This window comes from Streptomyces sp. NRRL F-525 (genome assembly GCF_000716605.1).
GTDB lineage: Bacteria > Actinomycetota > Actinomycetes > Streptomycetales > Streptomycetaceae > Streptomyces.
The window spans coordinates 139,798-163,685 of the sequence record NZ_JNXE01000018.1 but is presented as its reverse complement, the minus strand read 5'-3'; the positions used below and the strand labels follow the sequence as shown (position 1 = coordinate 163,685).

General features: G+C 68.9%; 19 protein-coding genes. 8 read left to right on the top strand and 11 right to left on the bottom strand.

The window, feature by feature from the left end:
- Positions 1–84: 84 nt before the first annotated feature.
- The 3 genes from OO69_RS26065 to OO69_RS26055 all read right to left on the bottom strand — a co-directional run bounded on the left by OO69_RS26065 (position 85) and on the right by OO69_RS26055 (position 2,385).
- Positions 85–813 (bottom strand): DsbA family oxidoreductase, encoded by a 729-nt coding sequence (locus OO69_RS26065; protein WP_033283201.1) that lies wholly within the window; start codon positions 811–813, stop codon positions 85–87.
- Between the two features lie 88 nt (positions 814–901).
- Complete coding sequence (locus tag OO69_RS26060) at positions 902–1,393, bottom strand: GNAT family N-acetyltransferase (RefSeq protein ID WP_199811028.1); 492 nt, start codon at positions 1,391–1,393, stop codon at positions 902–904.
- Entirely contained in the window at positions 1,390–2,385 is a 996-nt protein-coding gene (locus tag OO69_RS26055) for a GlxA family transcriptional regulator (protein WP_033283199.1), read from the bottom strand. The genes OO69_RS26060 and OO69_RS26055 overlap by 4 nt, the downstream gene beginning before the upstream one ends.
- Positions 2,386–2,455: 70 nt before the next feature.
- On the opposite strand from OO69_RS26055, the gene OO69_RS26050 reads away from it, so the two are divergent.
- On the top strand, positions 2,456–3,820 hold the full coding sequence (locus OO69_RS26050; protein WP_033283198.1) for an MFS transporter: 1,365 nt from the start codon (positions 2,456–2,458) through the stop codon (positions 3,818–3,820).
- On the opposite strand, the gene OO69_RS26045 is transcribed toward OO69_RS26050, so the two are convergent.
- The gene (locus OO69_RS26045; RefSeq protein WP_033283197.1) at positions 3,786–4,394 is read right to left on the bottom strand and encodes a DUF1349 domain-containing protein; all 609 of its coding nucleotides are present in this window, start codon (positions 4,392–4,394) and stop codon (positions 3,786–3,788) included. The two genes, OO69_RS26050 and OO69_RS26045, sit on opposite strands and share 35 nt — an antisense overlap.
- A 105-nt stretch (positions 4,395–4,499) precedes the next feature.
- The gene (locus OO69_RS26040) at positions 4,500–6,029 is read right to left on the bottom strand and encodes an aldehyde dehydrogenase (NADP(+)) (RefSeq protein WP_078652563.1); all 1,530 of its coding nucleotides are present in this window, start codon (positions 6,027–6,029) and stop codon (positions 4,500–4,502) included.
- Between the two features lie 133 nt (positions 6,030–6,162).
- On the opposite strand from OO69_RS26040, the gene OO69_RS26035 reads away from it, so the two are divergent.
- From OO69_RS26035 to OO69_RS26025, 3 genes are all read left to right on the top strand, one after another.
- Positions 6,163–6,936, top strand: a complete 774-nt coding sequence (locus OO69_RS26035; RefSeq protein ID WP_033283195.1) for an IclR family transcriptional regulator — start codon at positions 6,163–6,165, stop codon at positions 6,934–6,936.
- Positions 6,937–6,939: 3 nt separating this feature from the next.
- Positions 6,940–7,413: a GNAT family N-acetyltransferase gene (locus tag OO69_RS26030; RefSeq protein ID WP_033283194.1), complete on the top strand. Its 474-nt coding sequence runs from the start codon at positions 6,940–6,942 to the stop codon at positions 7,411–7,413.
- 103 nt (positions 7,414–7,516) lie between these two features.
- The gene (locus OO69_RS26025; protein WP_033283193.1) at positions 7,517–8,974 is read left to right on the top strand and encodes a peptidoglycan D,D-transpeptidase FtsI family protein; all 1,458 of its coding nucleotides are present in this window, start codon (positions 7,517–7,519) and stop codon (positions 8,972–8,974) included.
- Positions 8,975–9,049: 75 nt separating this feature from the next.
- On the opposite strand, the gene OO69_RS26020 is transcribed toward OO69_RS26025, so the two are convergent.
- Positions 9,050–10,501 carry an NCS2 family permease gene (locus OO69_RS26020; RefSeq protein WP_033283192.1) on the bottom strand — a complete coding sequence of 484 codons (1,452 nt, stop codon included), beginning with the start codon at positions 10,499–10,501 and terminating at the stop codon, positions 9,050–9,052.
- 267 nt (positions 10,502–10,768) lie between these two features.
- Between OO69_RS26020 and OO69_RS26015 the strand changes: the two genes are divergently transcribed.
- The 3 genes from OO69_RS26015 to OO69_RS26005 all read left to right on the top strand — a co-directional run bounded on the left by OO69_RS26015 (position 10,769) and on the right by OO69_RS26005 (position 13,984).
- Complete coding sequence (locus OO69_RS26015; protein WP_019060605.1) at positions 10,769–11,335, top strand: SigE family RNA polymerase sigma factor; 567 nt, start codon at positions 10,769–10,771, stop codon at positions 11,333–11,335.
- On the top strand, positions 11,332–12,189 hold the full coding sequence (locus OO69_RS26010; RefSeq protein WP_033283191.1) for a hypothetical protein: 858 nt from the start codon (positions 11,332–11,334) through the stop codon (positions 12,187–12,189). Before OO69_RS26015 ends, OO69_RS26010 begins: the two co-directional genes overlap by 4 nt.
- Positions 12,190–12,301: 112 nt before the next feature.
- Positions 12,302–13,984, top strand: coding sequence for a rhamnogalacturonan lyase B N-terminal domain-containing protein (locus OO69_RS26005; protein WP_051801197.1), 1,683 nt, complete (start codon positions 12,302–12,304; stop codon positions 13,982–13,984).
- Between the two features lie 593 nt (positions 13,985–14,577).
- Here OO69_RS26005 and OO69_RS51995 read toward each other — a convergent pair.
- From OO69_RS51995 to OO69_RS25985, 4 genes are all read right to left on the bottom strand, one after another.
- Entirely contained in the window at positions 14,578–15,054 is a 477-nt protein-coding gene (locus OO69_RS51995) for a hypothetical protein (RefSeq protein WP_033283190.1), read from the bottom strand.
- Positions 15,055–15,107: 53 nt separating this feature from the next.
- Entirely contained in the window at positions 15,108–17,768 is a 2,661-nt protein-coding gene (locus tag OO69_RS25995) for a WD40/YVTN/BNR-like repeat-containing protein (protein ID WP_033283189.1), read from the bottom strand.
- A gap of 153 nt (positions 17,769–17,921) precedes the next feature.
- Positions 17,922–19,130 (bottom strand): MFS transporter, encoded by a 1,209-nt coding sequence (locus tag OO69_RS25990; RefSeq protein WP_033283188.1) that lies wholly within the window; start codon positions 19,128–19,130, stop codon positions 17,922–17,924.
- Positions 19,131–19,285: 155 nt separating this feature from the next.
- Positions 19,286–20,440 (bottom strand): right-handed parallel beta-helix repeat-containing protein, encoded by a 1,155-nt coding sequence (locus OO69_RS25985; protein ID WP_033283187.1) that lies wholly within the window; start codon positions 20,438–20,440, stop codon positions 19,286–19,288.
- Between the two features lie 249 nt (positions 20,441–20,689).
- Here OO69_RS25985 and OO69_RS25980 point away from each other — a divergent pair, with 249 nt between their 5' ends.
- Positions 20,690–22,930 carry a family 43 glycosylhydrolase gene (locus OO69_RS25980; RefSeq protein ID WP_033283186.1) on the top strand — a complete coding sequence of 747 codons (2,241 nt, stop codon included), beginning with the start codon at positions 20,690–20,692 and terminating at the stop codon, positions 22,928–22,930.
- On the opposite strand, the gene OO69_RS25975 is transcribed toward OO69_RS25980, so the two are convergent.
- Positions 22,923–23,717 carry an HAD family acid phosphatase gene (locus OO69_RS25975; protein ID WP_033283185.1) on the bottom strand — a complete coding sequence of 265 codons (795 nt, stop codon included), beginning with the start codon at positions 23,715–23,717 and terminating at the stop codon, positions 22,923–22,925. The genes OO69_RS25980 and OO69_RS25975 overlap by 8 nt on opposite strands.
- Positions 23,718–23,888: the final 171 nt, after the last annotated feature.

Genomic DNA, 23,888 nt, shown 5'->3' with positions numbered 1-23,888 from the left:
AGCCCTCGTCCATTGCGAGTTTTTACGTGGATCCGCTAAGGAACGCTTATAGGTGAGCGGACGCCCGTTCCCGACCTGCGCCTTTCAGGCCTGCGGCACCGCGCACCCGTCGGGCCCGCACGCCTCGGCGTCGCCACCGCCGCCGGTCCCGCTGTCGATCAGCTTCAGCGGGGAGTGCTCGCCCCACGCCTGGGTCAGCGCCTGGGCGAAGACCTCGGCGGGCTGGGCGCCGGAGACGCCGTACTTGCGGTCGAGGACGAAGAAGGGGACGCCGTTCGCGCCCAGCTCGGCGGCCTCGCGCTCGTCGGCGCGGACGTCGTCGGCGTAGGCGGCCGGGTCGGCGAGCACCTTGCGGGCGTCGTCGGCGTCGAGCCCGGCACCGGCGGCCAGCTCCACGAGCCGCTCGTCGTCGCCGAACACGGACCGCTCCTCGGCGAAGTTCGCCTGGTACAGCGCCTGGATCAGCTCGTCCTGGCGGCCCTGCGCCTTGGCGAAGTGGAGGAGGCGGTGCATGTCGAAGGTGTTGCCGTGGTCGCGGTCGCGGGTGCGGTAGTCGAGCCCCTCGGCGGCGGCCTGCGCACCGAGGTTGTCCTCACCGGCCTGCGCCTGCGCCTCGCTCATGCCGTACTTCTTGGTGAGCATCTTGAGCACGGGCTGGATGTCGCCCTTGGCGCGGCCCGGGTCCAGTTCGAAGGACCGGTGCACGACCTCGACGCCGTCACGGTGCGGGAACGCGTCGAGCGCCTTCTCGAAGCGGGCCTTGCCCACGTAGCACCAGGGGCAGGCGATGTCCGACCAGATCTCGACGCGCATTCTTCGGCTCTTTCCGGCTCGTTCGGAGGGAACGGAGACTCCCTCCGTCTCCCCCGTGAACGTTCAAGTTCCGCGCTTCATTCCCCGCTCATTCCCCCGCCACGACCAGCCGCATCTCCAGATGATGACCGCCGTCGCCCGGCTCGGCGACCCACCCCTGCCGGACGTAGAACCCCTGCGCCCGCTCGTTGTCGACATGCACGTCGAGTACGGCGGCCCGCCGCCCGTCGGCCCGCCACTGCTCGACGCAGGCCGCGTGCAGGACCGTACCGAGCCCGGAGCGCCACCGCTCGGGCTCGACGTGGAACTGGAACAGCGTGACCGTGTCCGGCGACCCGCCCTCCGGGACACGGAAGGAGGCGATGGCGACGATACGACCGCTCTCGACCACGCACAGCACCTGGGCGTCGGGCCGCTCGATGACGCCCCGCCAGGCGGCGAGCCAGTCCCGCCCGTCCTCCGGGACGCCGTCGGGGTAGTACGTCGCCCGGGCCCGAGCGTGCAGCGCGGCGACGCTCTCCGCCTCGGCGGGCAGGGCCGTACGGATCACCAGGGTTCCACTGACTCGGTCACTGATCATGCAACCGATGACGTGACCTCGGCGGCCCCGGTTCCCAGACGGCTGAACTGCGACCGGTACGCGCTCGGCGTGAGCCCGGTGCGGCGGACGACGTGCCCGCGCAGGGAGTCCGCCGTGCCCAGGCCGCAGGCGCGGGCGACCTGGTCCATGGGAAGGGCGGTGGTCTCCAGAAGCTCCTTGGCCCGCTCGACCCGCTGGTGGAGCAGCCACTGCAAGGGGCTCACCCCGCTCTCCGCGTGGAACCGGCGGGTGAGGGTCCGCACACTGACACCCGCGTGCCGGGCCAGGTCGGTGAGGGTGAGCGGCTTGTCCAGGTTGCGCATGGCCCAACCCCGGGTGTCCGCGCAGGCGACACCGCGCTCGGGCGGCAGCGGGGTCTGCGTGAACTGGGTCTGCCCGCCCGGCCGTACGGGCGCGACGAGGGCGAGCCGGGCGACCTCGTTGGCGACGGCGGCGCCGTAGTCGGTGCGGATGATGTGCAGGCAGAGGTCGATACCGGCGGCGTATCCGGACGCGGTCAGGAACTGGCCGTCCTGGACGTAGAGGACGTCACCGGTGAGGTCGACCTCCGGATAGCGCCTGCGCATCTCCTCGGCCTGGTTCCAGTAGGTCGTGGCCCGGCGCCCGTCGAGCAGCCCGGCCTCGGCCAGGGCGAACGCGCCGCTGCAGATGGACGCGATGCGCTTGCCCGCGGCGGCGGCCTCGCGCAGGGCGCTGACCGTGCGCGGGTCGGGCGTGTACCGGTGCCCGGTCCCGACGACGAGCACCAGGTCCGCGTCCCGCACGACGCCGAGCCCCTGCCGTACGTGCAGGTCGAGGCCGCCCGTGGTCGGCACGGGACCGGGTTCCGGAGCACAGATGACCGTCTCGTAGCCCCGCTCCCCGTCGACCTCGACCCGTTCGAACAGCAGCTCAGGGATGGCCAGGTTGAACATCGAGACCGGGGTCGCCGCGACAACGGCGACCCGACGGGGACGGCTGGGCTGGACCATGGCCAGAACCTCCGGACGTATGGCATTCCGGCCACTACTGTACGGCGCCACCCACCCGCACCATGAGGACATGACAACGCCCACCACCCAACTGACCCCCCGCACCGGCGACTTGACCCCTCCCTCCCCCACACTCACCCTCACCGCCGCGCTCCTCGGCTTCGCGCTCATCACCCTCGACGCGTCCGTGGTGAACGTGGCGCTGCCGTCGATCGGGGCAGCGCTGGGCGGCGGGATGGCGGGACTCCAGTGGGTGGTCGACGCGTACACCCTGTCCTTCGCCGCCCTGATGCTGTCCACCGGCGCCTTCGCCGACCGGGCCGGTGCGAGCCGCGCGTACGCGATCGGCATCGCCCTCTTCACCCTCGCCTCGGCGGCCTGCGGCCTGGCCCCGACCCTCCCCGCGCTGATCGGCGCCCGCGCACTCCAGGGCGTCGCGGCGGCCGTGGTCCTCCCGGCCTCCTTGTCCCTCGTACGCCAGGCCTACGCCGAACCGGTCAAGAGGGCCCGTGCGGTGGCGACTTGGGCGGCCGGCGGCGCGGTACCGGTGGCGCTCGGCCCGGTGGCTGGAGGGGTGCTGACCACGCTCTGGGACTGGCGGGGCATCTTCTTCATCAACCTGCCCCTGGGCGCGACGGCGCTCGCCCTGCTCCTCCGGGCCCCCCGCTCGGAACGCCGCCCCGCACCCCTGGACCTCCCCGGCCAGCTGACAGCGGTGATCGCCCTGACGGCGGCGACCTTCGCGGTGATCGAGCGCGGGGGCACGGGACTTGTGGCCGCACTCATCGCGATCCTCGCGGCCGGGGCCTTCATCACCGTCGAACGACGCCAGTCGCACCCGGTGGTGCCGCTCGCCCTGTTCCGCAGCCGTACGGTGTCGGTGGCGGTCGCGACGGGCGCGGCGTGCAGCGTCGCCTTCTTCGGCCTGACCTTCGTCTTCGCGCTCTTCTTCCAACAGGTACAGGGCCGTTCGGCGCTGTACGCCGGCTTGATGTTCCTCCCGATGACCGGTCTGATCCCGGTGACGAACATCGCGGCGGGCAAACTGACGGCCCGCTACGGCGCCCGACTCCCCATGCTGGCGGGCCAGTTGCTGGCCGCGCTGGGCACACTGGTCCTGCTGTACGTCGACGCGGGCACGCCCCCGCTCCTGGTGGCCGTACTCCTCGTACCGATGGCCCTGGGCTGCGCCCTGACGGTCCCGCCGCTGACCGCGGTGATGATGGACGCGGTGACGGCGGAGCGAGCGGGCTTGGCAGCGGGCGTACTCAACTCCGCACGCCAGGTGGCAGGCGGCCTGGGCATCGCCGTCTTCGGAGTACTGGTCTCCGCCGACTTCACAACCGGCCTGCGAGAGAGCCTCGCGATCAGCGCGGCCCTCTTCGCGGCAACGGCCTTCCTCAGCTTCCGTCTCGCAGATCGTCCGGCCAACTAGGCCTGAACTCAAGGTGGTCGTACGTCACGACACACCCCTCCCCCATCGGCGACTGCGTCATGAACCCGACGAGCGCGGCGTCGGTCTCCTTCTCGTCACCCAGGGTGAAAAGCCGGATAAATATCCACCGCTTCCCGTCCCGAGACGCATGAAAGGCAAACGCCCGCCCGGTCCGACTGACCCGCAGCCACACCGAACTACCGTCCACGGTAAAGGAGTTGGCGTCATCCGAGTGCCCCCGGGTAACCACCGTACAAACGGTAGGCACGTCCGGCGAGTACTCCAGGCACAGCTTGGCCCAGGCCCGCTCACCGACGTGGACGTAGAGCACTCCAGCGTCAAAGGACCCCGCGAACCCGACGGTGACCCGGGCGATGAGCTGGAAGTCCCCATGAGGCGCCCCGAGAAGACGGGGTGCATCGGAGGCGGGGTCCAACCCCTCCCCGGTGGGCGGTACGAACCGATCCTGACGGGGCCCGGCCCACCCGCTGAGCACACCATCGTCGTACGACCAATGCCCGTCGGGCCCGTAAGTACGGAGGGGGAAAGGCAGTTGGGAAAGTTCCAAGTCCATCAACTAATCATCTCAGCCCAGGGAAGTGTTTTTTAGGGGCGCGGGGAACTGCGCGACCAGCCACGACGAACCGGCACTCCGCACTCAACCGCACCCCCAACGGCGCTACCGCTCCAAACGCCCGTCATAACGCCGAGGCAGCCCCAGCGGATTACCGTCCCGCAACTCCAACGGCAGCAACGCTTCAGGCGTGTTCTGGTAAGCAACAGGCCGCAGCCACCGCTCAATAGCCGTACCCCCAACGGACGTCGAGGTAGACGTCGTAGCCGGATAAGGCCCCCCGTGATGCTGCGCCGCCGCCACCGCAACCCCCGTAGGCCACGCATTGACCAACACCCGCCCAGCCAACGGAGTGAGCTCCGCAAGGATCTCCGCCCCCCGCCCCTCCCCGGCCGCTTCCCCCGCCGACAGATGAACCGTCGCCGTAAGATTCCCCGGCAGCCGCGACAACACGGCATTCGCCTGCGCGTCATCGTCGTAGCGCGCCACGACAGTGACCGGCCCGAAGCACTCCTCAAGAAGCAGGTCGTACGCCCCCGCAGCCGCCAGCTTCTCCGCCGGCACCGTCAGGAACCCCGGACTGACCGTGTGCTCACTCCCCGCCCCCGGCGTCACCGGCGACTCCACATCGTCAAGTCGAGCCCGCTCGGAAACACCCGCGAGGAAGTTGTCCCGCATCCGGTGATCCAGCAACACCCCGGAGTCCGTGTCACTGACGGCATCCGTAAGGGACTTGACCAGCCCGTCCCCCGCGGAGCCGGACGGCACGAGCACAAGCCCCGGCTTCACACAGAACTGCCCGACACCCAACGTCATCGAACCGGCAAGCCCCGTACCGATCGCCTCGGCCCGCTCGGCCGCCGCAGCCTCGGTCACAACTACCGGGTTCAGAGAGCCCAGTTCACCGTGGAACGGGATAGGCACCGGCCGCGCAGCCGCCGCGTCGAACAGGGCACGACCACCCCGTACGGACCCGGTGAACCCGGCCGCCGAGACCAGTGGGTGCTTGACGAGCTCGACGCCCGCCTCGAAGCCGTGGACCAGGCCGAGGACACCGGCCGGGATGCCCTGCTCGGCGGCGGCCCGGCGCAGCACGCTCGCGACCAGCTCGGACAGGCCGGGGTGGTCGGGGTGCGCCTTGACGACGACCGGGCAGCCCGCGGCGAGCGCGCTCGCGGTGTCGCCGCCGGGGACGGAGAAGGCGAAGGGGAAGTTGGAGGCCGAGTAGACGGCGACGACACCCAGCGGCACCTTGTAGCGGCGCAGGTCCGGGATCGGCGGGGTGGCCGTGTCGTCGGGGTGGTTGATGACCACGTCGAGGAAGGCGCCCTCGTCGACGATGTCCGCGAAGGCCCTCAACTGGTAGCAGGTGCGGGCCAGTTCGCCGTTCAGCCGGACCGGGCCGAGCGCGGTCTCCGCGTCGGCGACCTCGACCAGCTGGTTCTTGGCGGCTTCGAGCTGGTCGGCGGCGCCGCGCAGGAAGGCAGCGCGGACCGTGCGGTCGGCGAGCGAACCCCGTGCCGCGTGCGCGGCGCGGACGGCGGTGTCCACCTCCTGGGCTGTGGCCTCCACCGCAACCTGTTCACGCTGCTTCCCGGTTCGGGGGTCGACACTCCAGACTGGTGCTGCTGCCACCGCGGGTCCCTCCACACATGTAATGCCGCAGTTCTGGGTCATTCACCAGGGTCGTTCGATATGCTGAACGCTGTCTCTGATGATGAATATGCTCTCGGAGACTATTTCCCGTCGAACGAAGGGGTCAAGGGCGATGTCGGCAGGCGAGACAGGCGGCGGGGCACAGGTCAAGTCCGCGGTGCGGACGGTGGAGCTGCTCGAATACTTCGCCGGCCGGCCCGGTATGCACTCCCTCGCGTCGGTCCAGGAGGCCGTCGGATATCCCAAGTCCAGTCTCTACATGCTGCTGCGCACATTGGTGGAGCTGGGCTGGGTGGAGACGGACGCGACGGGCACGCGGTACGGCATCGGCGTACGGGCGCTGCTGGTGGGCACCTCCTACATCGACGGCGACGAGGTCGTGGCGGCGGCCCGCCCCACACTGGACCGGCTCTCGGACGACACCACGGAGACCATCCACCTCGCCCGCCTCGACGGCACGAACGTGGTCTACCTGGCCACGCGCCAGTCGCAGCACTATCTACGGCCCTTCACCCGCGTCGGCCGCCGACTCCCCGCGCACTCGACCTCGCTGGGCAAGGCGCTGCTGAGCACGTACTCCGACGAGCAGGTCCGCAAGATGCTCCCGGAGACGCTGCCCGCGCTCACCGAGCACACGATCACCGACCGCGAGAAGCTCATCGAGGAACTCCACCAGGTCCGCGAACAGGGCTTCGCCGTGGACCGCGAGGAGAACACGCTGGGCCTGCGCTGCTTCGGGGTCGCGATCCCGTACCGCACCCCCGCGCGGGACGCGATCAGCTGCTCGGTGCCGGTGGCGCGGCTCACCCCCGCCCACGAACAGATGGTCAAGGACGCCCTGTTCGACGCCCGCGACCGACTGACCCTCGCCACCCGGAGGCTCTGACCCATGGACGTCGCGCTCCGCCCGGTCCACGACAGTGATCTGCCGGTCTTCTTCCGGCTGACGAACGACCCCGAGTCCGTCCGGATGGCCGCCTTCACCGCGAAGGACCCGACCGACCGGGACGCCTTCGACGCCCACTGGAAGCGCATCCGCGCCCTGCCCGGCGTGCGGAACCGCACGGTCCTCGCCGACGGCGACGTCGTGGGCAACGCCGCGGTCTACGGCGACCCGGGCGAGCGCGAGGTGACGTACTGGATCGACCGCACCTACTGGGGCAAGGGCATCGCGACGGCCGCGCTGCGCGACCTGCTCGCCGAGGAACCCGAACGCCCGTTGCACGCGCGCGTGGCGGCCGACAACGCGGGCTCGCGGCGCGTGCTGGAGAAGTGCGGGTTCGTCGTCACCGGCCACGACCGGGGCTTCGCGAACGCGCGGGGCGAGGAGATCGACGAGCTGTTGCTGACGCTGAGTTCATGAACGACCGCTGAGTTCATGAACGACCGCTGATTTCATGAGCGCTCGATGAGAAAAAGCGACGGTAGGGAACGATTCGTTCCCGTCCGATCGTCTTCAGAGCGGGATGAACAAGACGATCAGGCGCACCTCCGTCTTCGTACTGCTCCTCGTTCTCGCCCTCCTGGTGCGGGCGACCTGGGTGCAGTTCTACGACGGCCAGGCACTCGCGGACGACAAGGACAACCGGCGGAACGCGATCGAGACGTACGCGGACCCGCTCGGGAACATCATCGTGGCCGGGAACGCGATCACCGGCTCGGCGCGGACGGGGGGCGACAGCGACCTCGCGTACAAACGGACGTACACGGAAGGCAAGCTCTACGCGGCGGTGACGGGTTACGCCTCGCAGAGCTACGCGCCGACGCAGTTGGAGGGGATCTACGCGAACCTCCTCGACGGCACGGACAGCGGCCTGAAGACGGTCATGGACACGGTCACCGGCGAGCGGGCCGCTCCGGGCAACGTGGTCACGACGATCGACCCGGATGTGCAGAAGGCGGCGTACGACGCGCTCGGCGACAAGAAGGGCGCGGCCGTCGCGATCGATCCGACGACCGGCAAGATCCTCGCCGTCGTCTCGACCCCGTCCTACGACCCCTCGGCGCTGACCGACGCCGACACCGCCGCGTCGGCCTGGAAGCAGCTCACCGCGGACTCCGACAAGCCGCTGACGAACCGCGCGCTGCGCCAGCCGCTGCCGCCGGGTTCGACGTTCAAGCTGGTCGTGGCGGCGGCCGCGCTTGAGAACGGCCTCTACTCCTCGGTGGACGAGAAGACGACGAGCCCCTCGCCGTACACCCTGCCGGGCACGGTCACCCCGCTGAGGAACGAGAGCTCCTCCGCGCCCTGCACGAACGCGTCGATCCGGGTCGCGCTCCAGTACTCCTGCAACACGGTGTTCGCGAAGATGGCCGTCGACCTGGGCCAGGACAAGGTCAAGGCGATGGCCGAGAAGTTCGGCTTCAACGACGACAAGCTGGACATCCCGGTGCGGGCGTACCCGAGCGTGTACCCGTCCAACATGGACAAGTCCTCCACGGCCCTGACCGGCATCGGCCAGTACGACGTGACGGCCACCCCGCTCCAGATGGCCATGGTGTCCGCAGCCATAGCCAACGACGGCAAGCTGGTCTCCCCGCACATGGTCTCCGAGACCACCGACAGCGGCGGCGATGTGGTCCACAACTACGACGACAACACGACGACGACCCAGATCGTCAGCTCACGCACCGCCCAGCAACTCCAGTCGGCGATGCAGACAGTCATCACGGACGGCACCGGCACGAACGCCCAGATCGCGGGCGTCACGGTGGGCGGCAAGACCGGCACGGCCCAGCACGGCGAGAACAACGACCAGTCCCCGTACGCCTGGTTCACGTCCTACGGCAAGTCCGACTCGACGGGCAAGGAGATAGCCGTAGCGGTGGTCGTCGAGCAGTCGGACGCGGCAAGGTCGGAGATCAGCGGCAACGGCTTGGCGGCCCCAGTGGCCAAGGCAATGATGAAAGCAGCCTTGCAGTGACGCGGCTAAGGGGCGCGGGGAACTGCGCGACCGGCCACGACGAACCGCAAGCCGACCGCGCAGCGCCCCTCACTCCTACTTCACACCGAGAATCTGCTCAACGGGATCAATAGCGAAGTACACCAGGAACAACGCGGACACCCCCCACAACAACCAGTTGACCTCCTTCGCCTTACCAAGCACCGCCTTGATCACGACGTAAGAGATGAACCCGGCCCCGATCCCGTCAGTGATCGAGTACGTGAACGGCATGGCGGCGATGGTCAAGAACGCCGGAATCGCGATCTCGTACTTGTCCCAGTCGATGTGCTTGACGTGGGTCATCATCAGGAACCCAACGGCGATCAGCGCGGGCGCGGCCGCCTGCAACGGCACGATCGTCAGCAACGGCGTAAGGAACAACGCAAGCCCGAACAACCCACCGGTGATGAGGTTCGAGAACCCGGTACGCGACCCCTCACCAACCCCGGACGCCGACTCGATGTACGCGGTGTTGGAGGACGCGGACCCGAGCCCACCGGCAACAGCAGCGGCCCCGTCGATGAACAGGACGCGCCCGATGTTCGGCACCTGACCCTCCTCGTCCAGGAGACCGGCCTCCGCGCTGATACCGACGATCGTGCCCATGGCGTCGAAGAAGTCCGACAGGATCAGCGTGAAGATCAGCAGGACGACAGTGATCGCGCTGGTCTCGCCGAACGCGCCGAACAGGCTGAAGTGGCCGATGAGCCCGAAGTCGGGCGCGGCCACGATCTTGTCCGGCACCTTGGGGGTCATCAGACCCCAACTCTTGATGTCGGCAACGGAGTTGATGATGATCGCGAGGACGGTCATCGTGACGATGCTGATCAGGATCGCGCCCTTCACCTTGCGGGCGAACAGCGCGATGGTGAGCAGGACACCGAGACAGAAGACCAGAACGGGCCAGCCGGTGAGGTGACCGACGGCGCCAAGCTGCACGGGGACCGTGGTATCGGCGGCGTCCGGTATACGACTGACGAAGCCGGCGTCGACGAAGCCGATGAACGCGATGAACAGCCCGATGCCGACGCCGATCGCCTGCTTGAGCTGTTGCGGGATCGCGTTCATGATCGCCTCGCGCAGCCCGGTGAGGACCAGCACGCAGATCAGGACGCCTTCGATGACGACGAGACCCATCGCGTCGGGCCAGCTCATCAGCGGCGCCAACTGGAAGGCGACGACGGCGTTGAGGCCGAGGCCCGCGGCGATGGCGAGCGGCAGGTTGCCGCCGACGCCCATGATGACCGTCATCACACAGGCCACCAGGGCGGTGGCGGTGACCAGTTGACCGGTGTCGAGGGTGTGCCCGAACTTGTCCTTGGCGCTGCCGAGGATGATCGGGTTCAGGACGAGGATGTAGGCCATCGTGAAGAACGTGGCGAAGCCGCCGCGGATCTCACGGCCGAAGGTGGATCCCCGTTCGGAGATCTTGAAGAACCGGTCGACACCGTTCGCCGCCGGTGGTTCGGCACTTGGCCGGTCGGCCACCTTCTGTGACTCGGACATGCGGGTACTCCTCGTGGCTTCAATGATCATCGGTGCGCGGATGCTGGCTGGATTGTTCCCGCGTTGAACCTGTTTCAGGTTTTCCCCGTGTTACGGAATCGAGGTCGGCCCGCCAGTCCCTGGTCGACCTGTCAGACGCTGTTCGAAGGTCCGTACCAGAGCGGCCAGTTGATCACTGCTACGCTTCCGGATCTCGCGGGGGTCACCCCCGAACAAACACGTGTCATCTACACGACACACACAAACCGCAGCGAGGAGAGGTCCGCCGTGGGCACAGTCGTCGACGACGCCGCCTCCGAGGAGTTCCACGCCTTCTTCGAGCGTCACTACGCCGAACTGTCGCGCCTGGCCCACCTGTTGACGGGTGAGGCGGACGCCGCCGACGATCTCGCGGCCGACGCGCTGCTCGCGCTCTGGCACCGCTGGGACCGGGTGCGCGCCGCCGACCATCCCGCGGCCTACGCCCGTGGGGTCGTCGCCAACCTGGCCCGCACCAGGATCCGCAGCGCGGTGCGTGAGCGGCGGCGGGTCGCGCTGTTCTGGTCGCAGCGCGAGGAGAAGACCGAGAACCCGGACGTGGCCGGCGTGGTCGACGTCCAAGAGGCCCTGCGCAGGCTGCCGTTCCGCAAGCGGGCCTGTGTCGTGCTGCGGCACGCGTTCGACCTGTCGGAGAAGGACACCGCGCTCGCCCTCGGTGTTTCCGTCGGTACGGTTAAGAGCCAGACGTCGAAGGGCATGGCCGAGCTGCAGCGTCTGCTCGGCCCGCAGAGCCCTCCGCTGCGGATGCACGCGGCGCTGGCACGCGGCGGCGAGAGTGGAGGGAGGACCCGATGAGGCACCAGGACGTGCACGACGACGAGTTGATCGCCCGACTGCACGAGGCGGCCGAGGGACACGAACCCGACCGCTCCCGCATCCTCGCCCGGCTCGAACGCGGGATGGCCGCGCAGTCCCGCCCCGACCACCGGGCCACCCGGCCGCCCGTGTTCGGCTGGGTGCGGGTCGTCAGCGCCACGGCCGCGGTGGCGAGCGTCCTCGCGATCGGCGGCTACGCGGTCGCGTCCGCGGTGAAGAACAACACCCCCGCCGAGCAGACGGTGTCGGTCTCACCGACGCCGACTCCCACGCCGTCACCGGACGCGACGAGCCGTAACCCCGTCAAACCGGTTGCCCCGACGCCGAGTTCGGGATCGGGCACCACACACAGCACCCCCAGGGCAAGCACCTCCCCGACCGCCCCCACGACCGCGTCGCCCTCCGCGCCCCCCGTGCTGCCGGCCGCCTCCGGCACCCAGGACGGCCCGCTCTGGTCGGACGGTTCGATCGACCCGGGCAGCAACGACTTCTGGGCGCAGAGCGACGTCACCCTGAAGACGACGAAGCAACTCACCGCGCTCACCGTCCAGTTGAAGGTCAAGGAGACCGGCGGGGTCACCTCCGCGGGCGCCTGGCGCTCGCTGCCCGAGCAGGACTTCACGCAGACGGTGACGGAGCAGGACGGCTTCCTGGTCTACACGTGGGTGCTCAAGGCGGGCCGTACGGTCGCGGTCGGGGACTGGGTCTTCGCCGGGCAGTACAACCACGAGCGCGGCGGCCGGGACGCCAAGGACGACAGCTACTCGGCGGCGGGCACGGCGGCCGGCCAACAGCTCGCGGTGAAGGGCGACTTCGCGGCGCAGAAGTCGTAGAAGTCATAGAAGTCGTAGAAGGAAATCTCGAACGGGCGGCAACCCTTTCTCCGCCGGTGACGACGAAGGGGCGCAAGGTTCCTCTCGCACGGAGTCACACGGAGCAAGTCGCTTGAGCACGCACAAGAAACACCTCACCCGCAGGCGGGTGCTCGGGGCCTCCGCGATCGGTGTCGCCGCCACCGGCGCGGCCGTCGCGGGCGGCACCGGCCTCCTCTCGTCCGCCAGCGCCGCCGCCTTCGGTTACACCGACGACGGTTCCAACTACGTGATCACCACGGGCAGTTCACTCGTCCTCAAGGTCTCCAAGTCGACGGGTGACATCACGTCCCTCGCCTACAAGGGCAAGGAGTACGAGGGCTACGGCGGCATGCACTCACACGTCGAGTCCGGGCTGGGCTCCTCGACAGTCACGATCAAACAATCGGGCTCGACGATCCTGGTGAAGGTCGCGCACGGCGCGATCACCCAGTGGTACGCGGCCCGCAGCGGCGAGAACAACGTCTACCTGTGGACGAACAAGGCGGACGCGTCCTTCACCGCGACGCGATACATCGTCCGCGTGAAGCCCGGGGTGTTCCCCAACTCCGGTTCGGACGCGTGGGATTCGACCACCGACACGATCATCGAGGCCGGCGACGTCTGGAAGCACCCGGACGGCACGACCCGCTCGAAGCACTACTCCGGCAAGCGGACGATCGACTACGACCACGTCGGCTTCACGACGGGTTCGGTAGGCCTGTGGGTCGTCCGCTCCAACCACGAGAAGGCGTCCGGCGGCCCCTTCTACCGCTCCCTGCTCCGCCACTCGAACGAGGGCGGGGCCGGTCTGTACGAGATCCTGCACTACAACGAGGCCCAGACGGAGCCCGAACGCTTCGGCCTACAGGGCCCGTTCGTGGTGGCCTTCACGGACGGTGGCACCCCGTCCCCGTCCCTCTTCGCGGCGAATCTCGACACGTCCTGGGCGGACACGCTCGGCATCACGGGTTGGGTGGGCAAGGCGGGCCGGGGCAAGGTGGCGGGGGTCGGCCTGAAGGGCATGGACGCCAACTACCCCTACACGGTGGCTTTTTCGAACACCGACGCACAGTACTGGGCGAAGGCGGCGTCCGGCACCGGCGCGTTCTCCTGCAAGGGGATGCTCCCGGGGACGTACACACTGACCGTCTTCAAGGGCGAACTGGCCGTCCACACAGGGTCGGTGGAGGTGACGGCGGGCGGTACGACGTCCTTGCACACCCTGAGCATCACGGGTGACCCGTCTACTGCGTCGGCCGTATGGCGACTCGGCAACTGGGACGGCACACCGGGCGAGTTCAAGAACGCCGCCCTGATGACGTACGCCCACCCTTCCGACGCCCGCGCGTCCAAGTGGACCGGCAACGTCACCATCGGCAGCGGAAGCGAGGCCGCGTCCTTCCCGGCGTACATCTGGAAGGACGTCAACAACGGGGTACTGGTCTACTTCAAGCTGACCGCGGCCCAGGCCGCCGCGGCGCACACGCTGCGGGTCGGGGTGACGACGGCGTACATCAACGCCCGTCCCCAAGTCACCGTGAACGACTGGGTCTCGGCGATCCCCGCCCCTCCCACCCAACCCTCGACGCGCGATCTCACCACGGGTTCCTACCGCGGAAACAACCACACGTTCGTTTTCAACGTCCCTTCCAGTGCGTGGAGTTCGGACGCGACGCAGTACAACGTTCTGAAGATCAACGTCGTCAGTGGTTCGACGGGGTCGGGGTTCCTCAGCCCGGGCACGTCGTTCGACTGCATAGACCTGCTGACCTGAGCCCCCCTCGGGCAGCAGAGCAACGCCCCTGCCGGTGACGACTGGCGGGGGCGTTGCGTTGTCCCCGGTAACTCCCTCTCCAGCCGGGTCGCCAGCCGGTGGCGGAGCTCAATGTCGTCGGGCGGCCGAGGAGTTGGGCGTAGTGCGCCGTGAACGACGCGACGAACGGATCGGCCTGAGGTGAGGCCGGGTCGATGTCGGCGGCCAGAGCCGAGGCGGTCTGGTCACGAACGGCTGCGGCGATGTCGCGACGCGGGACCGCCGGGCCGCTCCGGGCCTGCTCGGCCGCCTGCTCCTCGACCAACCGCCGTACAGAGGCACGGAATTCCAGGTCCAGGGACAGTTCGGCCAACTCCACCCACGCCTGGACCTGTTCGCCGCGGCGAACAGGTCCAGGCGTGCGACGGCGTCGATGCCGTACAGGCGCTAGCCGGCCGGGCTGCGGTCCGTCTGCGCCACGATTCCGCGATCGGAGGGGATTCGTCGGCGTCGCCGGGGCATGCTGGTGGTCCTACGCGTGGGCCGGGAGGTACTGGGATGCGGTGGCGGGCCGGCGGATGGATGGTCGCCGTGGTGGTCGTCCTGGCGGGGTGTCACACGTCGGAGGGCGGTGGATCGGTGGGAGGGACGTCGGAGAGCAGCGGTTCGACGCGGCCGTCGGCCAGTGCGTCGACGCACACATCGGGAGTGCCGACCGAGGGAAGCCCGTCGGCGTCGGCCACCAGTTCCTCCGCTTCGCCGGCGAACTGTGCCGCCGGACACACGGAGGTCACCGTCAGCCCTGGTGACGCGGTCGATCGGCGGATCTGCGTGCGGCCGGGGACCGTGGTGTCGCTCGTCCTGCGGCCTCGCACGGACGACAAACGGTGGACGGCCGTGCGGAGTTCCTCGCCGGGTCTCGCCCTCGCGGCCGGATGGCGGATGGACGCGGACGGTACGGCCCACGCCTCGCTGCGATGTGCGGGGACGAGGGGCGGTACGGCGGACGTCACCGTGTCGGCGAGGGCGCCGGACGTGGCGGGCGCGGCGCGGGTCGTCTTCACGTTGCGCGTGAGTGTGGTGCCGTACACGACGCAGGGGTGACCCCGGGCGAGCCGGGACCACCCCTCCAACTACCGCCGACTCAGCGGAGGTTGCGCACGTCGATCGTGTAGATACCGCGGCCGTGGGTGGCCGCGTACAGCGTCCGGCCGTCCGGGCTCAGCTTCAACTGGAGTACGGCGACTGCCGGGAGGTTCCCGACGCGCTTCCAGGTCGTACGGCCCGGCGCGCGGTAGACGACGCCGAGGTCGGTGGCGACGGCGAGGCCGCCGTTCGGGGTGACGACCGCGGAGTTCGTCGGCACGTCGGGGAGGTTCTTCGAGATGTCCTTCCAGGTGGTGCCGCCGTCGGTGGACTCGAAGACGTGGCCTACGCCGGCGCCGGGGCCCTCGGTCCAGTGCCGGGAGAAGCCGTTGACCGCGAGGTAGACGTGGTCGGCGTTCTTGGGGTCGACGGCGAAACCGGCGAGGTAGCGGTTGGGTACGGTGCCGTCCGCACCGCTGGCCGGAAGGGCGATGTCGTGCCAGCCGGTGCCGTCCGCGTTGCCGACGGAGATACCGCGGGCGAAGCCCTGGTTGTTGCAGGGGCCGCACCAGGCCGCGTACACCTTGCCGCCCGAGGCCGCGACGGCGGTCGCGGTACGCCCGGCGCCGAGGTCGTACACGCTGGTCCACTCGTCGCCGCTGCGGATGGCGTAGCCGTGGGTCTGCACCCAGATGTGCCGGCCGCCGGCGATCCAGGTCGAGCTGTTCTTCATGTCGGCCGTGATCGGGGCGATGAAGCGGGCCTCGCCGGTGGCGTTGTCGGCGGGGGCTACGTTGTACGACGTGATCTTGCTGGGGTCGGTGACCCAACTCCCGTCGTTGATCGCGCAGTTCTGGGTCACCTGGATGGCGAGGTAGACGTACTCCTCGGCGATGTCGCAGCCGTTGGCCGGGTCGGTGAGCGTGTCACCGCCGTCGCCGCCGAAGTTGGAGCCCATGACCTTGTCGTTGCTGCGCAGGATCGACTGGCCGTTGTCCTGCAGGCCGCCGGTGACGGAGACACCGCCGTAGGTCAGGTCCTTGCCGACGCCCACCGAGTAGTACTGGAGGGTGTCGATGGTGCCGTCGTTGAGCGAGGTCCAGTCGGTGGCGTGCCCGGAGGCGTCCTGGGAGCCGTTGAGGGGGCGCTTGTAGACGCCGCCGTCGTTGCCGACGTAGACGAAGCTCTTGCCGTGGTAGCTGCCGATCGCTACGCCGTGCTGGTCGGAGTGGGTGGTCGGGTTGCAGTCGCCCGTCTGCTTGGTGGGGTCGATGCTCCAGCAGGGGAAGCCGAAGTTCCAGTACGGGCCGACCGTGGACCAGTCGGTGCCGCCGTCCTTGGTCTCGTAGACCTCCTCCAGGCCCGCGTAGACGTGTTCCGCGTTGGCCGGGTCGACGGTCAGGAACTGGTTGTACCAGGCCTGTACGCCGGGCATGTAGCCGCTGGACGTGAGCGCCGAACCGTCGGCTGCCAGGCCCTTGTAGTCGGCGATCTTCGTCCAAGGACCGGTCGGAGAGCCGGACTTGGAGACGTAGATGCCCTCCAGACCGCTGTCCGGGTTGGTGTTGAGCTGCTCCGGGGACTGGTCGATGGCGTAGTAGCGCGAGCCGTCGGCGGAGCGGGCGAAGGTGACGTTGCCTACGTTGTCCGCGTCGGCCGGCAGATCGCCGAGGCCACTGGTGATCCGCGTCCAGGTGCCGTCGGAGCCCTTGGTGTAGAAGCCGTTGTAGTCGTCACCGCTGCGCCAGCCGACGGCGAGGACCACCTTGGAGGGGTCCTTCGGGTCGATCGCGATGTCGTTGGCGATGTTCTTGTACGCGGCCGAGTCGTCGTTCGCGAGTGAACCGCCCGGCAGATAGGCCGGGTTGGGCGCGAACTCCAGCTTCCAGGCGCCGCTGAGCCGCTTCGTGGAGTGGCTCCACACACCCTCGCTGGTCGCGGCCCACACCTTGCCGCCGCCGAAGCGCAGTTCATGGATGGTGGTGGACTCCAGCTCGTCGCCGCCGACGCGGCTGCGGGCGGAGAACGTACCGTGCCGGGGGTCCGACAGGACGTAGACGCCGCTGCCGAGATACGCGTCCGCGTTGGTCGTCGCCTCGCCGGTGCCCAGCCACAGCCGCCCGGCGCCGTCCAGCGCGAGCGCGCCGGTGGACTGGGCGGGCAGCTTGTCGCTGATGGGCTGCCAGTGACCGCCTCCGGTGTGCGAGCGCCATACTCCGCCGCCCGCGCTGCCCGCGTACACGTACCCGTCGTCGTCGGCGGCCATCGCGGCCATCCGGCCGGTGACATTGCCCGAGCCGCCACTGGAGTTGGAGTCGTAGTCGCGGTAGCGCGGGTCGTCGGAGTTGTACGGCAGGTTCGTGATGTTGCGCCAACTGCCGCCGGTGCTGGGCAGGTTGGTCAGACTGGTCCAGGCGGCTCCGTACGCGCCCGGTGCGACGATGCCGGGCGAGGTGCGGGCCTCGGCGTACTGGTCGGCGCCCTCGGCTATCTCGTCGGCCTCGTTGCCGTCGTCGCCGCCGTCGTCGTCGGCCTTGGCTTTCGGGCTGACGGCACCCACCGACTGCCCTCGTTCGGCGGCCAGTTGAGCCAGTGCGCGGACCCCGAAGGGGGTGCCGCCCGAGCCGGGCGCGGCGCCGGCGGGTATCGCCACGAGTGCGGCGGATGCGGTGATGGCACAGATCGTGAACCAACGTCTCTTGCGGGTCGGCACTGACACCAGGTCCTCCCGAACGGGAACGAATACAGCCGTTGGGGACGACCCGACCACTGGTGACAGAAAACGTCCGGCATTTGGACAGTCCTTGACCAGAACCTGTCACCAAACATGGCCGGAAGCCGACCGGTTCACCCCTCTCTCAGGGGCCCCGGATCAGGGAGCCGCGGTCCGCGTGCCGGCCATGACCGGCAGCACACCGGCGAGGACCAATGCGATGCCCCCGGAGACCAGCAGCGGAACGTGGCCGTCGGCGCCCCAGGCGAGCCCGGCCCACACGCCCGCGAGCAGCACGGCGGCGCCGGTCGCGCCCTGGAACAGGCCCTGCGCGGAGCCCTGTTGGAGGTCGGGGACGAGAGTGGAGATCCAGGCCTTGCCGACGCCGTCGGTACAGGCCGCGAAACCGCCGTAGAGCGGGAGCACCACGAAGACCGCCCAGGGGCTGTGGATCAGGCCGAGGCCCAGATAGCCGATCGCGAAGAAGAGCAGGCCTGCGGCGAAGACCAGCGGGCGCGGCAAGCGGTCGGAGAGCGCCCCGGCGGGGTAGGACAGGGCGGCGTAGACGAGGTTGTAGACGGCGTAGGCGCCCACCACCCCAGCTGTCGAGAGGCCCAAGTCATGGGCGCGCAACAGCAGTAGCGCGTCGGGGAAGTTGACCAGGTTGAAGGCGAGCAGCACCCCGAGAACCCGCCAGTAGGGGCGCGGCAGCGACCTCCAGGGTGTGCGGGCGGGCCGCGTCGAGGAGCTGCCCGTCGTTCCGGCTCGGGGGTCGCGGACGGCGGCGACCAGCGCGACCGACGCGACGGCGGGGATCACGGCGACCCAGAACAGCGGGCGCAGCCGGTGGTCGAGCGCCTCGTACAGGGCGAGCCCCACGAGCGGGCCGACCACCGCGCCGGCGGTGTCGGCGGCCCGGTGCAGACCGAACACCCTGCCGCGCTGCCCCTTCGACACGCCCTCGACGAGCAGGGCGTCGCGCGGCGCCCCGCGCATGCCCTTGCCGAGCCGGTCGGTGACGCGGGCCAGGAGCACCAGCGGCCAGACGGTCGCCAGCGCGATCAGGAGCTTGCCCACCGCGGCCAGGCCGTAGCCGACGCCGATCAGGGGACGGCGGTCGAACCGGTCTGCGAGGCGCCCGGCGGCCACCTTGGTGATCGACGCCGCGCCCTCGGCGAGTCCCTCGATCGCACCCACGACGGCGGGCGGGGCGCCCAGCACCACGGTCAGGAAGATCGGCAGGATCGGATAGAGGAGCTCGCTGGCCGCGTCCTGCAGAAAGGACACCCCGCACAGCACCTTGACGTTGCGGGTCAGCCACGCGGGGCGGGGTCCGGTCGGCCGCGGGGCGCTGCTGGGCTCGGTCACAGGTACAGGATCCCCGAGAAACGAGCGTGCGCCGTGAGGAAGTGTGAGTAGCGAGAAAATGCCGGTTGGCCCCGGTCGACTCGCAGCGACCGGGGCCTTTCACGCATCAGCTCCGTGTGCCGTCCCGCGAAGAGCGAAGTCCGCGGCGAGGCACGTCAGTTCATCGTCGCGCCGATGGTCGTAGACCCCGTCGTCAGGAACGTCGTCGTCGGCAGCGTCCCGCTGGACGACCGCACCCCGTACGCCGAAGTCGCATCCGTCGACTTGAACGCCGGAGTAGCAACCCCGCCGTCCCAGCTGTTCGCCGCCGAGACCGCACCCGAACCCAGCGTGTCCGAACCCCCCTTGTTGCCGACGGAGAGGTTCCGGGCCAGGCGGGACTTGCTCGTGGCGAAGAAGAAGCCGGACTCCGTGTTGGAGTAGGCCGTGTTGCGGTTGAGGATGATCGCGCCGGTGTTGGAGTTCTCGGTGAAGCCGTTGAGGGTGTTGTCCCAGGCCGCGTTGTCGTTGACGACGTGGGCGACCGCGACGCCTCCGCCGCCCAGCTTGAAGCCGTTGCCGTTGCCCTCGAAGGCGGAGTCGTTCCAGCGGTTCTTGCCGTTGCCGAAGGCCCAGGAGTGGTCGATGGTGACCGGCGAGGAGAACTGCCAGAGGTCGAGGCCGTCGTCCGAGTTGTTGTAGAGGCGGGCGCCGGTGACCTTGTTGCCGGTGCCGGAGCCGAACTTGATGGCGATGCCGTCGGCGTTCTGACCGTGCCCGGCGGCGTCGTAGTTGCCGTAACTGTCCAGGTTCTGCACGAGGTTGTTGGTCGTGCCGTCGCCGCGCAGGGTGAAGCCCGAGTCGCCGTTGTTCGCCGTCACCAGGTTCTTGAAGATCCCGCCGACCGACGACGTGGCTACGAAGCCCTGTGCCGGGGAGTTCTGGAAGGTGAGGTTCTGGACCGTCCAGTAGTCGCCGTAGATGCCCGCCAGCCACTGGCCCGCCGGCAGCTTGGAGCCGTCTATCTTCACCTTCTCCGTGCCGTACGCCTCCAGCGTGATGCGGGCCGAACCGGTGCCGTCCGCAGTGGACTTGAGGGTCGCGGCCGGGGTGTAGGTGCCCGCCCTGACCTGGATGACCGTCCCCGCCGTGGCGTTGGCGACCGCCGACTCCAGCTGGGCGGTGGTGGACACGGTGACCGTCGACGAAGCGGCTTGCGCGCCGCCGCTGTTGAGGCCGAGGTAGACGCCGCCCGCCCCCGCGGCGACGGCCACCGCGGCGGCGATCGAGAGGGTGCGGGTCCTGCGGTGGCGTCCGGTGCTCGTACGCACGGCGTTGGTTCCTTTCCTGGATGACGAGGACGAAACGGGCCGGAGGGGCCGCCCCGGCCCGTTTCTGATCCCTGGTCGCCGCCGAGGCCGGAAAGGGTTGCCGCGGACACGGGAAAAGACACGCGGCGGGCAGCGAAACTTTCGCTCCGCCCCACCCCACCCGCACCGATTGACGCCCCGCGCCCCTCTGGTGACACTCCGAAGGCACAGCTATTCAACAGAATCCCCCACACCCCCACAGGATGTGCCATGCGACCCCGCACCGCCCGCACCCTCCTGCTCCCCTTCGTGACCCTGGCCGCCCTCCTCCTCGCCTTCCTCGCCGCCCCGCCCAGTACCGCGCACTCAGGAGCACCGCCCGTGACCCACCCCAAGTACGCCGGCTACCTCTTCGCCTACTTCACGGGCGAGGGCACCGCCGACGGCGAACAGATCCGCTACGCCCTCAGTCGGGGCAACGACCCTTTGCACTGGCGGGAGTTGAACCAGGGCAAGCCCGTCCTGACCTCGACGATCGGCGAGAAGGGGCTGCGCGACCCGTTCGTGATCCGCTCCCCGAAGGGCGACAAGTTCTACCTCGTCGCCACCGACCTGCGGATGTACCAGAACAGCAGCGGGAGTTGGGACGACGTCCAGCGGCACGGCAGCAAGTCCGTGATGATCTGGGAGTCGACCGACCTGGTCCACTGGACCGACCAGCGGCTGGTGAAGGTGGCCCCGGACAACGCGGGCAACACCTGGGCGCCGGAGGCCTATTGGGACGACTCGCTCGGTGAGTACGTCGTCTTCTGGGCGTCGAAGCTGTACGCCGACGACGATCCCGGCCACACCGGCTCGACGTACAACCGCATGATGTACGCGACGACGAAGGACTTCCGCACCTTCAGCGACCCGAAGGTCTGGGACGACCCGGGCTACTCCGTCATCGACTCAACTGTCGTGAAGTACAAGGACACTTACTACCGCTACACGAAGGACGAACGCGACCCGTCCTCCAGCTCCCCCTGCTCGAAGTTCATCACCGGCGAGAAGTCGACCTCGCTGACCTCCACGTCGTACGACTTCGTCTCCGAATGCATCGGCAACGGTGCGATCGAGCGTGGCGAGGGCCCGACGGTGTTCAAGTCCAACACCGAGAAGAAGTGGTACCTGTTCGTCGACGAGTACGGGCTGCGCGGCTACGTCCCCTTCGAGACCACCGACCTCGACTCCGGCCGGTGGACCCCGTCCACGGACTACCAGCTCCCGGCAAGTCCCCGCCACGGCACGGTACTTCCGGTGACGCAGGCGGAGTACGACCGGCTGCTGGCCGCGTATCCGGCGACGCCGACGTCGGTCGTGGACGCGACGGCGAGCGGGCAGAAGGGGTACGCGGTCGTCACGGAGGCCTCGGCGAAGGTCGTGCTGCCGATGCAACCCGGCGCGGATCTACGGCACTTGGCGCCGAGCCTCGCGATCGGCGCGGGGGCGAAGGTCAGCCCGCCGTCCGGTACGCGACGGGACTTCCGCACGCCGCAGTCGTACACGGTCACAGCGGCTGACGGGACGAGCCGCACCTGGACGGTGGAGGCGGTCCCGACCCGAAGTCCCGTGCTGCCGGGGCTGACCGCCGACCCCGACGTGCACTATCTCGACGGGCAGTACTGGATCTACCCGACGAGCGACGGCTACGCGAACTGGGGCGGGACGAGCTTCAAGGCGTACTCCTCAAGGGACTTGGTCCACTGGCGGGACCACGGAGTCATCCTCGACCTGGGGCCCGATGTCTCCTGGGCCGACAAGAACGCGTGGGCGCCGGCCATCGCGGAGCGCGACGGGAAGTACTACTTCTACTTCTGCGCGGAGCAGCAGATCGGGGTCGCGGTGGCGGACTCGCCCGCGGGCCCGTTCAAGGACGCGCTGGGCAAACCCCTTGTGGCGAAAGGGGGTTCACTGAGCGGCCAGATGATCGACCCGGCCGTCTTCACGGACGACGACGGGCAGTCGTATCTCTACTGGGGCAACGGGCACGCGTACGTGGTGCCGTTGAACGACGACATGACGTCGTACGACGCGACGAAGGTGAAGGACATCACGGCGGGTGACTTCCGTGAGGGGTCCTTCGTCGTGAAGCGCAAGGGGACCTACTACTTCATGTGGTCCGAGGACGACACCCGCAGCGAGAACTACCACGTGGCGTACGCGACGGGACCGTCCCCGCTCGGCCCGTGGACCGAGCGGGGCACGATCCTGTCCAAGAACCCCGAGTACGGCATCCTGGGCACCGGCCACCACTCCGTGGTGAACGTGCCGGGGACCGACGACTGGTACATCGTCTATCACCGGTTCGCCCTGAACGGGCCAGGAAAGCCCGGTGGGGACGGCACGCACCGGGAGACCACGATCGACCGCCTGCGGTTCGCGGCGGACGGAACGATTCAGCCGGTGGTGCCCACCCTCGGGTCGATCAGCCCCGTGCTGACCGGCGGACAGCCCGTACGGACTAGCTGACGAAGTAGGTCGGGTTCGGGATCTTGTACGTCTTGTCGGCGTAGCCCCCGTCGAGGTCCGAGTACTGGTCGCCGAAGTTGGCGATGATGTTGTACCCGAGGTCCTCGATGTGCTTCCGGGTACCGGACTTGTACTGCACGGTGGTGCAGGTCCAGGTACCGGCGGTCGCGCAACCGCTCAAGTACGACGGCGGGTTGGCCGTGTTCTTGAGGAACATGTGGTCGGCGTCGAGGTTGACGTCGGCGCCGACCTTCTTCAGGTTGTCGACCGCGTAGGCGCGCTGCGCCTCGCTGAGGCCCGAGTTGTAGAACACCGTGACGCCCTTGGACGCGGCGTACTTGACCAGCTCGGGGGTGCCGAAGACCTCCGGGCGGTTGGCCTGGGCGACGTACGCGGCCCAAGTGGCCGAGCTGTAGCCGTAGTTGTTCTTCTTCTCGTAGTCGAGGCTGAGCAGCAGCGTGTCGTCGATGTCGAAGACGACGGCCGGCTTGACGCCCTTCTGGTGGTGCTTGTGGACGGCCTCGTCGATGTACTTCTTGGCCGACGCGTCGATGCGCGCCAGGTCCTTGGCGTACGGGCTGGTCGCCGAGGCCTGGTACACGCCGCTGCTGTCGAGCGTGGTGCCGTAGTAGGTGTCGATGTCCTTCGTCAACAGGCCGATGTTGTACGGCTCGTGCGTCGAGTTGGCCGTCGACTGGCCGGCGGTGGCGACGCCACTGCCGTAGAGGGCGGCACCGGCGACGACACAGGCGGCGCCGAGGGCGGCCGCTCTAAGGGACTTCCGCATGGAATCTCCGGATCTGGTTCCGATGGGTGATGCACCAGGTCAGGGACTGTCTACGCGCATCACACGTCAGGCGCGAGGACCTTTATCCGATCGATACACAATCCACAGGGCGGGGAATTGCCGGCGCATGGGGGTCACTTGACCCTCCCTTGACGGACTTCCCCTACCGTC